At 68.2% G+C, this 9,873-nt stretch carries 13 protein-coding genes and 1 pseudogene; 9 read left to right on the forward strand and 5 right to left on the reverse strand.

The features are described 5' to 3' along the window. From JWP28_RS15640 to JWP28_RS15660, 5 genes are all read left to right on the forward strand, one after another. A partial coding sequence (locus JWP28_RS15640) for a DUF308 domain-containing protein (protein ID WP_299544323.1) occupies positions 1-332 on the forward strand: 332 nt, incomplete at its 5' end. Between the two features lie 310 nt (positions 333-642). Then, positions 643-1,467, forward strand: a complete 825-nt coding sequence (locus JWP28_RS15645) for a universal stress protein (RefSeq protein WP_299544325.1) — start codon at positions 643-645, stop codon at positions 1,465-1,467. Between the two features lie 90 nt (positions 1,468-1,557). After that, positions 1,558-1,899 carry a hypothetical protein gene (locus JWP28_RS15650; RefSeq protein ID WP_299544327.1) on the forward strand — a complete coding sequence of 114 codons (342 nt, stop codon included), beginning with the start codon at positions 1,558-1,560 and terminating at the stop codon, positions 1,897-1,899. 37 nt (positions 1,900-1,936) lie between these two features. After that, the gene (locus JWP28_RS15655; protein ID WP_299544329.1) at positions 1,937-2,701 is read left to right on the forward strand and encodes a hypothetical protein; all 765 of its coding nucleotides are present in this window, start codon (positions 1,937-1,939) and stop codon (positions 2,699-2,701) included. Next, complete coding sequence (locus tag JWP28_RS15660) at positions 2,701-3,153, forward strand: hypothetical protein (protein WP_299544330.1); 453 nt, start codon at positions 2,701-2,703, stop codon at positions 3,151-3,153. The genes JWP28_RS15655 and JWP28_RS15660 overlap by 1 nt, the downstream gene beginning before the upstream one ends. On the opposite strand, the gene JWP28_RS15665 is transcribed toward JWP28_RS15660, so the two are convergent. Further along, positions 3,134-3,883, reverse strand: a complete 750-nt coding sequence (locus JWP28_RS15665; RefSeq protein ID WP_299544331.1) for a Bax inhibitor-1/YccA family protein — start codon at positions 3,881-3,883, stop codon at positions 3,134-3,136. The genes JWP28_RS15660 and JWP28_RS15665 overlap by 20 nt on opposite strands. A 170-nt stretch (positions 3,884-4,053) precedes the next feature. On the opposite strand from JWP28_RS15665, the gene JWP28_RS15670 reads away from it, so the two are divergent. Beyond that, positions 4,054-4,545 carry a PRC-barrel domain-containing protein gene (locus tag JWP28_RS15670; protein ID WP_299544332.1) on the forward strand — a complete coding sequence of 164 codons (492 nt, stop codon included), beginning with the start codon at positions 4,054-4,056 and terminating at the stop codon, positions 4,543-4,545. 53 nt (positions 4,546-4,598) lie between these two features. On the opposite strand, the gene JWP28_RS15675 is transcribed toward JWP28_RS15670, so the two are convergent. The 4 genes and pseudogenes from JWP28_RS15675 to JWP28_RS15685 all read right to left on the reverse strand — a co-directional run bounded on the left by JWP28_RS15675 (position 4,599) and on the right by JWP28_RS15685 (position 7,784). Further along, on the reverse strand, positions 4,599-5,855 hold the full coding sequence (locus JWP28_RS15675; protein WP_299544333.1) for an MgtC/SapB family protein: 1,257 nt from the start codon (positions 5,853-5,855) through the stop codon (positions 4,599-4,601). A gap of 275 nt (positions 5,856-6,130) precedes the next feature. Next, a complete protein-coding gene (locus tag JWP28_RS15680) occupies positions 6,131-6,850 on the reverse strand; it encodes a hypothetical protein (RefSeq protein ID WP_299544335.1) in 720 nt (239 codons plus the stop codon). 218 nt (positions 6,851-7,068) lie between these two features. Next, positions 7,069-7,323: pseudogene (locus JWP28_RS20670) on the reverse strand (PAS domain-containing protein); the annotation flags it as partial. Between the two features lie 77 nt (positions 7,324-7,400). After that, the gene (locus JWP28_RS15685) at positions 7,401-7,784 is read right to left on the reverse strand and encodes a hypothetical protein (RefSeq protein WP_299544336.1); all 384 of its coding nucleotides are present in this window, start codon (positions 7,782-7,784) and stop codon (positions 7,401-7,403) included. 544 nt (positions 7,785-8,328) lie between these two features. Here JWP28_RS15685 and JWP28_RS15690 point away from each other — a divergent pair. The 3 genes from JWP28_RS15690 to JWP28_RS15700 all read left to right on the forward strand — a co-directional run bounded on the left by JWP28_RS15690 (position 8,329) and on the right by JWP28_RS15700 (position 9,783). Further along, complete coding sequence (locus JWP28_RS15690; RefSeq protein ID WP_299544338.1) at positions 8,329-8,667, forward strand: RcnB family protein; 339 nt, start codon at positions 8,329-8,331, stop codon at positions 8,665-8,667. 50 nt (positions 8,668-8,717) lie between these two features. Next, positions 8,718-9,284: a ferritin-like domain-containing protein gene (locus JWP28_RS15695; RefSeq protein WP_299544340.1), complete on the forward strand. Its 567-nt coding sequence runs from the start codon at positions 8,718-8,720 to the stop codon at positions 9,282-9,284. Between the two features lie 154 nt (positions 9,285-9,438). Further along, positions 9,439-9,783, forward strand: coding sequence for a hypothetical protein (locus JWP28_RS15700; RefSeq protein ID WP_299544341.1), 345 nt, complete (start codon positions 9,439-9,441; stop codon positions 9,781-9,783). Positions 9,784-9,873 lie beyond the last annotated feature (90 nt).

The raw sequence follows: 9,873 nt of genomic DNA on the forward strand, positions 1-9,873 counted from the left end.
CCGCCGGGGTCGCCGTCTTCCTGCCGGGCCTCACCGTGCTCGCCTTCGTCTATCTGATCGCCGCCTGGGCGGTGGTCTCCGGCGTGCTCGCCATCGCCGCCGCCGTCCGCCTGAGGGGCGACCACGGGCGCTGGTGGATGGGCTTCGGCGGCTTCATCTCCGTCGTCTGGGGCGTGCTGTTGGCGATCGCGCCACTGCTCGGCGCCCTGGTGCTGACCTGGTGGGTCGGCGCCTACGCCATCGTGTTCGGCGTGACCCTGCTGGTGCTGGCCTACCGCCTGCGGGCCCAGCGTTTCGCGACCCTGCCCGGCGCGGCGCCGCATCCGGCGTAAGCGACGCAACAAGCTCCCGGTGGGGCGGCCCGGGCAGCCCCACCAGCATCCGGTAGACCTCGGCGGAGGCCAGGGCGATACCAGGGCGGTGGCGCGCACGCTTTCCATCATGGCCGGGGCGCGCATGGCCGCAGGGTCGAGCGTCGAGTGCGGGGCCGCGAACGCCGCCTCGTTGAGCACCTTCACACCGGCGGGATAGTTTCGCGCCGTCTTCGACGTGGTGACCTGAAGGAAAACTGAGGCGGGTCAGCACGCGCGCCGTCCAGCGGGCGCAGCCTGCCGGCGCAAACAACCGCTGGACACCACCGCTATGACCTATCGCACGATCCTGGTCTACGCCGACGCCGAGCTGGACGCGACCGCCCGCCTGAAGATCGCCGCCGCCCTCGCCGCGCTGACGGGCGCGACGCTCGATGGGGTGTTCGTCAAGCCGCTGTTCCTCCCGCCGCCGATTGGGGCTGACGAGGCGGGTGTCCTGCCCCCAACGACCCTCCAGATGATGGTCGAGGGGCACCTGGAGTCCGTCAACAAGGCGGTGCAAACCACACAGAGTAGGTTCCGGTCGACGGTCGAGGAGACCGGCGCGCGGGCGGAATGGACGACGCTCGAGGACGGGACCGTCCATGGCTTCATCGGCATGGCGCGCTGCTCCGACCTGGTGGTGTTTCCCAAGTCCGGCATGCCCAACCCCGCCCTCTCGCCAACCGAGCTCTGCCGGGAGGCCGGGCCCCCTGTCGTGCTCGTCCCCAAGTCGCCCCGGCTCGGCGGCGAACCCGGCCGCAGGGTGCTCGTGGCCTGGAACGGCTCGCGGGAGGCGGCTAGCGCCCTGCGCGGCGCCTGGCCGATCCTCGAGGCGGCCGATCGCGTCGAGGTGCTGATGGTCGAGCCGCCGCCCGAAGCAGAGGCCTTCATGGGCGAGCGTCTGGATCGTCGCGGCGTGAAGGCGAAGATCGTCATCGACCGCTCCCCCGACGCCAAGGCCGGCGAGGTCATCCGCCGCCACGCCGAGGAGCTCCATGCCAATCTGGTCGTCATGGGCCTCTACGGACACGCCCGCCTGCGCGAGATCATCCTGGGTGGGGCCAGCAAGACCATGATGGAGCAGGAGACCTTCCCCCTGCTGGTCGCGCGCTGATCTCCGTCAGGGCGACCCCGGACCATCGCCCTAGACTCCGCGGCGTCGGCGGCGCCGATCCCGGCCGCCGCCTGCAAGAAGGAGAGACTTATGTTGAAGATCGCTTTCCTGACCGCGGCCGCCGTCCTCGCGTTCGGCGTACCCCCCGCGCTCGGCCAGTCGCCCGCGCCTAAGGCCCACAGCGCGAGCCAGGCCGCCACGCCCACGGCCGCCGTGGTTGCCGCCCCGGCCGTCGGCGTGGTGATCGATCCGCAGGCGAAGACCGCTGTCATCGTTCCAGTCAATCCGCAGGCGGACGTGCCACCGGAAGTCACCGTCTTGCTGAAGGGGCTCTACGCCACGGGCAAGATCAAGCCCGGCCAGGTCGCCCACATTGTGGTGCAGCAGGGCAACCAGGTGACCGAGGTGATCACCAACGCGCCCCCGCCATAGCGGTCCGGCGCCCCCCCCGACGCACGGGAGCCTGGCTATGGCCGAAGTGAAGTCTCGTGCGACACCGCTCGTCGAGCAGGGCGACATATACTTCCTCTACCGCCCTCGGGTGGAGGCGGATCGGGTGCGCGGTCTCGACGACGTTCAGCGGGTCTACCTGCTGCTTAGGCCCAAAGGCGCGCGGAAGTACCGCCTGCTCATCGTCGGCCGCAAGCGCTTGCCTGATCCCGGCCGCCACGACCGCTTCTGGGCCTTCCTCTACAATGTGTTCAGAAGCCGGGCGGCGCTCGGCGAAGAGCTCGGCGAGGTCCGGTACCGCACCAAGACGCTGGGGCTGCGCGAAGAGCCCGCCGCCCGCCTGATCGCCGAAGGGGTGTACGCACTCGTCCGGCACGGCGACCACACCCATTTGACCTATGCGCTCGAACTGCCGGAACGCCCCGGCCCGGCCGAGCGCGCCCTGAACATTCGCCGCGAGGCCAGCTACATCATCGCGGTGAAGAACCCGGAGGCCGCAAGCCCACCGGCCGCCGGCCTCGATTCGGAGCACGAGGCGCGTTTCCCCTCGGCCCTGCGAAAGCGTTTCAGGGGGCGTCGGTTCATCCCCGTCGAGACCGCCGGCTTCCTGGATCATCCGGGCGCCGAGCTCATGCTCATCGGGGCTTCAGAGGATCCGCAGAAGGAACTCGGCCTGGAGTTCAAGCCCGACCACGAAACCGAGCACACGGCCGACGTTCTGAAGGACCTGGGACTGCCGGGGGAGACCGCCCGCCGGTCGCTCTTCCAAGGCCAGTGGGCCTGATGGCTGTGAAGGTGGTCCAGTTCCTGGCGGTGGTCCTGACGGCCCTGGCCTTGTCCCCCGGCATGGCCAACGGTCTTGCCCTGTCCCGCAAGCTGCACCTTCCGCAGGAGCGGTACTACGCCGTCCAGGCGATCTACCGCGGATGGGACCTGTTCCCCATCGTCCTGGTCGCGGCTCTGGCGGCGAACCTGACCCAGGCGATCATGGCGGCCGCGGAGGGGCCGCCCTTTCATCTTGCGGTCGCCGCCACAGTCCTGACCGGGACGGCTCTCGCCATTTTCCTGACCGTCACGCTTCCGACCGACCTGGCGACCGACAATTGGAAGTCGGTCACGCCCGACTGGCAGAAGCTGCGGGCGAGATGGGAGTATTCCCACGGCGCGAATGCGGTGCTGCTCCTGTTCGGCCTCGGCGCCGCCACCCTCTCCATCCTCAGCGGCGCTGCCCCATGAAGTGCAGCAGGAATTGGAACAGGTTGATGAAGTTGATGTAGAGCGTCAGGGCTCCGAAGTTGGTGGCCACGCCCCGCGCCGCCTGGTCGGCGCCGAGTTCATAGTAGATCGCCTTCAGCCGCTGGGTGTCGTAGGCGATCAGGCCCGCGAAGATGAGCACGCCCGCGGCGCTGATGACGAACGCCATGGCGGCCGATCTCAGGAAGATGTTCACGATCGAGGCGATGATCAGGCCGAACACGCCGACGATCAGGAAACTCCCGATCGGGCTGAGGTCACGCTTGGTGGTGTAGCCGAACAGGCTCAGAGCCCCGAAGCTGGCGGCGGTGACGAAGAAGGTCGTGGCGACGGACTGGCCCGTGTACGTCAGGACGAGCACGCCGAGCGAGGCCCCGATCAGGCTGACGATGCTCCAGTAGAGCAGGCCTGAACCGCGGACAGAGGGCTGGCGCATGGCGAACGCCGCGCCCAGCAGAATGACCAGTGGGGCGAAGGCGACGATCATGCCCAGCACCGTCATGCCCCGCAGACGGCCGGCGCCATCCACGACGAACAGGAGGTCGCGGATTGGGGGCACGCTCGATGTGACGTAGGCGATGGCGCCGGACAGGACGAGGCCGAGCGCGACCTTGTTATGGACGCCGATCATGAAGCGGCGCAGGCCAGCGTCGCGCGCCATGTCGGCGACCGCCGGGATGGCCCGGGGGATGCCGCGATTGAAGTCCGTCATTTGCTGTTCCTCGACTCCGCTGCCGCGGTCCCCGCCCTCAACCCGGAAGGTCCGGACGCACGCCACTCCATGAAGGGCTAGATCATGCGCCCGGCCGCCGAACTGACCGGCGTCAGGGCGCGGACGGCGCGAACCCTCCAGAGAAGGGATTCTGAATTGGAGAAACCGCCATGTCCGAAGGCCAACAAGACCCCGCCAGCACGTCCGACCGTTCCGTCCCGCCGCCGGCCGCCGTCCACGCCGAACTGATCATTGTGGAGGTGGCCGAGCTCGCCCCCACCTATCCGGCCAGCGAACTCCTGGGTCGCGAGGTGATCAATGACGCCGACGAGTCCATCGGCCGCATCGACGACCTGCTGATCAGGGGCGACGAGGTCGCTTTCGCCGTCCTCTCGGTCGGCGGCTTCCTGGGGATCGGCGCCCACCGGGTAGTGGTCGCTTTCGGCGATCTGTTGATCGATGACGACGAGGTGGTCCTGCCCGGCGCCAGCAAGGACGCGCTGAAGCGGATGCTGGTCTACGACCGCGAAGCCATGCGCGCCCAACACACGCCGCTGCGGCGGGCGCGAGCGGGCGTGAAGGATTCGGGCGAGGTGGTGGAGACCGCCCTCGGCGAGCCAGTCCCGGGCTCCGTCGCCGACGTCACGGACGGCGACCGCTAGCCTGCGTGGGCTACCGGTTCCGCGACGGCGGCAGCGGCCTAAGTCCCTTCCCGTCAGGCGGCCCAATACCAGGCAAGCGCCGCTGCCGCGGCCGCCAGCAGAGTTCCCCCGGCGAACATCGCAGCGAACCGCATCCCGCCCACAACCGCCGCGATCATCACCTTCGATGCGCTGTCGACGGCCGCCGCGAGAAGAACGGCGTCGGCGGCGAGGCGAACATCCACGCCCTGGTGCGTCATCCGGGCGACGGCGAGAGTCACCGCATCGGTGTCGGCCAGCCCGCCCAACGCTGCGATCGGCAACAGGCCGTGGGCGCCATAGAGCGCCGACAGGATTCTGGTGGCGGCCATGACCGCGCCCAGCACCAACACGAACTTGAAGACCAACCCAAGGTCGAACGGGCTCTTCATTGGCGAGTCCTCTTGGTCCCCGGTTTCCTCGACGGGTCGCAGGGTGGCGGCAAGCCCCAGGACCGCCGACAGGCCGGCGAAGGCGCCTAGCGGCAGGACCAGGCGCTGGAAGAGCGCCGGCGCGAGGACCCCGGCGATCGCGCACAGCCGTAAGCCCATCACCGCCCCGGCCAGCAAGGCGGCGCCCACATGCCTGCGGATCCCGGCCGGCGTCGCCCTGTTCAGACGCGCCAGGTGGAGGGTCACCGCCGTCGAGGAGACCAGCGACCCCGCCGCGCTGGCGACGATCAGGCCGCGGGAGGGGCCGAAGACGCGGATCGCGGCATAGGCGACGAACGACACCGCGGCCATCGCGATGGTCAGCAGCCAAAGCTCGTGCGGATTGACGCTTTGGTAGGGGCCATAGCCCCTGTCCGGCAGCAGCGGCAAGGCGACGAAGCTCATCGCCAGGAGGATCAGGGCGCTGCGCAGCTCGGGCCACGTCAGACGTCGAAGCCAGTTGTGCAACACGCCCTTGAAGGCCAGCAGGGCCGTGACCACGACCGCGCTGGCCGCGGCGACGGACCGATCACCGACCACCGCGTAGGCGCCCAGGGCATAGACCAGGAGCGCCGCCACGACGGCGGTCACCGAATGATCGCCCTCCTCCTCCTGCTCGTGCTGCTTGAAGAGCACAAACGCCGCAGCATACGGCAGGGCGATGGCGACGAAGGCCCAGCCGCCGAGCGACTGGCCGAGCAGCGCCGAGACCCCGCCCAGGAGGCCGGTCAGGGCATAGGTCCGAATGCCGGCGGTACGGCCGCCCTCGGCCGCCTCGCGGGCGCGCCAGCCGCGCTCGACCCCGACCAGGAAGCCGATCGCCAGGGCCACTCCCAGACGTTGGAATTGTTCCACGGGCATGTGGGCTTCAGCTAACCTCGACTTCTGATCTCAGGGAAGTTCGCCCGGACGGCCGCGTGAGCTTGCAACGGCCAAGCGGTCGAGAAGGCCCCGATCCCGAGTAAAGTGCGCCGCTGGACGATTACGGCTTGGTCTGCGGCCGAAAAGGTCTGGCGGGCCTTCTTGTCGCCGATGGCCTTTGAGTCGCCGACATCGCCGATTGTCGTCGACGTTGGGATGTGAGCCAACGCCGACGAAAGCCTAGTCCACGGAGGCCGGCCCCCGCAGCGCGCGTATCAGTCTCGAGACGAAGCTTCGTCAGCGGCGCTCTGGCCGCCGCGGTTGTCGCGCAGAACCTCCGACAGCCGGCGGACAAGTTCGATAGAAGCGGCGGTCATCGCCTCGTCCATGTCGCGCGCGGACTTCGTCACCGCCACCGGCTGGCCGCGGTGCGGCTTGGCCTGGATCGTGCAGCTCTTCAGTCCGGGCGAGCCGTGGCGGCTGGTGTCGGTCAGATAGATCTGGACCTCCGAGAGGTCGGAGTCGAACCGGGCGATAGCGCGCCGGACCAGCCGCTCGGCCTCCGCCGCAACGATCGCCAAGCCGGAGTTTTCACCTTCGCAGGTCACGTGCACCGGCGTCCCTTCCCCGGCATCCGGCGCGTCGGGCGAGTTCGGGTCATGGGACGCCTCGTGGAAGCTGCGCGTTTCGCCCATGGCCTTCAGCACGGCCTTGTCGGCTTCGCGGTCGCGCCGCGAGCGGTTGCGGCGCCAGTCTTCGGAGGAGGTCGGGCTGGCGCTGTCGGTCGCGTGGGACTTCGAGCTGCGCATGGAGTCGACGTGGCTGTGCTTCTCGTCGCGTTCGCCGCCACCGCCGGAGACCTGGCTGACCCGCGGGTTCGTGCCGGTCGCGCCAAGCGGGTGGGCCGGCGGCGGCTCCGGAATGGGCTTGCTCCGATCCTGGTGACTGGCGCCCGGTCCGCCCCAGCGGACCGTGTTTGGATGCTTCTTAGGCATGGCTTCGCTGTCCTTGCAGAGTGGCCGCGCCGCACGCGGGCTTGCCCTTTCAATCCGCGCGCACCCGGTTTCGTTTCCCCTCCCGGAGCATTTCCCAGCCCGAGCCCAGCCCTCCCTGCGGCAGGGCGCCTTACCCTTCGATGTATGGGTGTCCGGCGACCCCACGCCGAGCCAGGAGTGGACCTGACATAGACGCTGAGCAGGTCGCGACGGCTGATGTCGCGGGCGATCCCGCCCAGCTGTCCCACGCGCCCTCCGGAGTTGCGGATCGGAAAGACGGTGTCGGAGATCCTGCGTACGGAGCGGTCGGGCCGGATGATCCGGTATTCGTGGGTCATGCTCTCGCCCTTGGTCATGACCCGTTCGAGCACCTGAGCCCTGGCGGCCCGGTCCTCCGGATGGATGCTGTCCTCCCAGATTTCGTGGTCGGCGATCGCATCCTCCGGCGGTGCGCCCCAGCTCGGCCCCCGCAGAAGCGGTCGGACGAGACGAAAAGCTCGGCCTCAGCGGAAGGCGTTCCCCGCCTGCGACCCCGTGGAAAGCAGGCGCGCTACTTGGAATTCTTGCTCGACGGCTTCGCCCCAGAGTCCTTGAGCAGGTCCATGGCGCCGTGGAGGTGGGCGCAGGCTCGCTCGATGTCGTAATGCTTGTACTGGCCCGCCCTCGATTCCGCTGACAGCACAGCACAGCGGTGGACGTTCTCGAAATCGCCGTAGGGAAATTTGTAGCGCCCCTTGCGGGCCTCTGCCCCGTCATCGACACCAAGATGCCAGCGGCCATAGGCCTCCAGCCCGTGGCCCTCGATAAAGCGGTTCTCGTCCGCAGCGCGAGGTTGGTGTTCGCTCCAGGCGTCGCGCTCATCGAGCACCACCCTCCGCTCCTCGATCAGCTTCTTCGCCTGATCGAAGGCCGTCTCGTTCAGCTTCACAGCCATGGCTTGCTCCGCATCCGTCCGTCCATCTTGGAACGGTCCAGGCGCCGCACACTGCGCTGGCTCACTATTTGATGGAGATACTTTTCTGATGAGACCCCGCCCCACCCTCTCCCGTCCATGAGCCGTCTTTGAACGACGCGTATAGCCGGAAGCCGCCACTCGTCTTCGCGGTGGGAAGCTGACCCTCCGGCCATCCGAGAGCAACGGCCTGCAGGCGGCCGGTTCCGCGTTGGCTCATACCCCGATCAGGTGACGTTCGAACCATTGGCGCGCCAACCGCGCGTCATTCTCCAGCGCCCCAGATTCTTCGAACAGGTCGTCGCTCCCGGGACGATCACGAGCTGCTTTTCGCAGCGGAGCTGCGCGAACGCGGGCGTCAGGGCGCTGAAGGCTAAGCTTTCGCAGCTCGCAGGACTGACCTCCGAACGAAAAAGGGCCGAACCACGGGCCAGACGGAAAACTGACATGCGTCATCGCGCGCGATTGTCTCCAGCTCCATGTTGATGCCGCTGCCGCTGCCGCGGAGACTTGTGGAGATTCATCCATGCGACGATTGCTTGCCGCCGCCCTAGCGGCCTTGACGGTCACCGGCCCCGCCTTCGCGAAGCCGCCCCCCCACTATTGGACGTACCATGGCCATCGCTGGGCGCGCTTCCACGAACCCTATGCGCCGCCGCCCGGCTGGGTTCGGCATGAATGGCGGCGCGGAGAGCGGCTGCCCCCAGCCTATTTCGTCCCTGAGTACGTGATCGTGGATTGGCGCGCTCACCACCTGCATCGGCCGCCGCCGGGATACGAATGGGTCCGCGTCGGCGAGGACCTGATCCTGGTCGGGATCGCCACGGGCCTGATAGCCGAGGTGATCCATGACGCCTTCGAGTGACCCGCCCATCGCCCGCAGTTCGATCAGGACCGCGCCCTAAGGAGACGGCCATGGCGATAGCCGATGGAACGATCGCGAAGCCCTTCCTGACGGACGTGGAGGTCCTCCGCAGCCAGGCCCGCCGCCACATGGAGGACGGCGCTGTGACGCCGACCTATCGCGGCGACGTGAACCAGACCATCGCCATCCTGCAGACGGTGCTCGCAACGGAGATCGTCTGCGTGTTGCGCTACACTCAGCATTCGATTGCAGCTTCGGGCCTCGCCAGCGAGGGGGCGAAGGCGGAGTTCGCGGAGCATGCCCGCGAGGAGCACGAGCACGCGCTGGCGGTGGCCGAGCGTATCAATCAGCTTGGCGGGACGCCGAATTTCGACCCGGAAGGCCTGGCTACGCGCGCGGCGTCCCAGTACGCGCTCGGCGACACCCTCGTAGAGATGATCCGCGAGAACCTTGTCGCCGAACGCATCGCCATCGATCATTACCGCGAGCTGATCCGCTACTTCGGCGACGACGACCCGACCACCCGCGCGATGCTTGAGGAAATCCTGGCTGTGGAGGAGGAGCATGCCGACGACATGACGAGCCTGCTCGGCGCCCACGCGGACCGATCGGGCTGACCTCGCCCAGACCAGAAGCGCCTCATCAGCCGCCAAATCGACAAGGAACGACTGCCCAGGCGCTTCCGAAGCCCTCTAGCGGAACCCGGAACGCTGTCGCGGCCTGGCCCTGATGTCGGCATCGAACTTTCCGGGGTGCAGCTGACGTCCGTCAGTGTGTTCACCAGCGGGCATAACCGCAGCCCTGAACACGGGCGAGGCGTACCAGGGCCAGTTCTTCCAAATCACCCATGAAACGACCGTCGACCAGCTCGAGCCGCTTTGGGTGAGTTGGGAAAGGCGCTGGCGTTGGCGCGACTGGGACGTTTGGGGCCCGGGCGAGGCGTTCCTCACCGAATATGCCGGCAAGGTGGTCGCCAATCTCGCGGGGCCGCGCGGGCGCATGCGCTGCCGATTCAACCTCATCCGTCCGTCGGCGGGCATGGTGGGCGGTGGCGAGGGCCGTTGCCAGCTTCCGGACGGCACGATCATCAACGGGGAGTTCCCGCCCAGCTCGTGACAGATGGGCGACGTCGGCGAGCCCGTGGAGGTCGAGAAGAATTGGCGCGCCCGGAACGATTCGAACGTCCGACCCTCAGATTCGTAGTCT

Origin of the sequence: Phenylobacterium sp. (genome assembly GCF_028290885.1) — a bacterium.
Lineage (GTDB): Bacteria > Pseudomonadota > Alphaproteobacteria > Caulobacterales > Caulobacteraceae > Phenylobacterium.

Excerpts from the sequence above, each read along its gene's own strand:
- JWP28_RS15645 (WP_299544325.1), top strand. The coding sequence starts at position 643 with ATGACCTATCGCACGATCCTGGTCTACGCCGACGCCGAGCTGGACGCG.
- JWP28_RS15650 (WP_299544327.1), top strand. The coding sequence starts at position 1,558 with ATGTTGAAGATCGCTTTCCTGACCGCGGCCGCCGTCCTCGCGTTCGGC.
- JWP28_RS15655 (WP_299544329.1), top strand. The coding sequence starts at position 1,937 with ATGGCCGAAGTGAAGTCTCGTGCGACACCGCTCGTCGAGCAGGGCGAC.
- JWP28_RS15660 (WP_299544330.1), top strand. The coding sequence starts at position 2,701 with ATGGCTGTGAAGGTGGTCCAGTTCCTGGCGGTGGTCCTGACGGCCCTG.
- JWP28_RS15665 (WP_299544331.1), bottom strand. The coding sequence starts at position 3,883 with ATGACGGACTTCAATCGCGGCATCCCCCGGGCCATCCCGGCGGTCGCC.
- JWP28_RS15670 (WP_299544332.1), top strand. The coding sequence starts at position 4,054 with ATGTCCGAAGGCCAACAAGACCCCGCCAGCACGTCCGACCGTTCCGTC.
- JWP28_RS15675 (WP_299544333.1), bottom strand. The coding sequence starts at position 5,855 with ATGCCCGTGGAACAATTCCAACGTCTGGGAGTGGCCCTGGCGATCGGC.
- JWP28_RS15680 (WP_299544335.1), bottom strand. The coding sequence starts at position 6,850 with ATGCCTAAGAAGCATCCAAACACGGTCCGCTGGGGCGGACCGGGCGCC.
- JWP28_RS15685 (WP_299544336.1), bottom strand. The coding sequence starts at position 7,784 with ATGGCTGTGAAGCTGAACGAGACGGCCTTCGATCAGGCGAAGAAGCTG.
- JWP28_RS15690 (WP_299544338.1), top strand. The coding sequence starts at position 8,329 with ATGCGACGATTGCTTGCCGCCGCCCTAGCGGCCTTGACGGTCACCGGC.
- JWP28_RS15695 (WP_299544340.1), top strand. The coding sequence starts at position 8,718 with ATGGCGATAGCCGATGGAACGATCGCGAAGCCCTTCCTGACGGACGTG.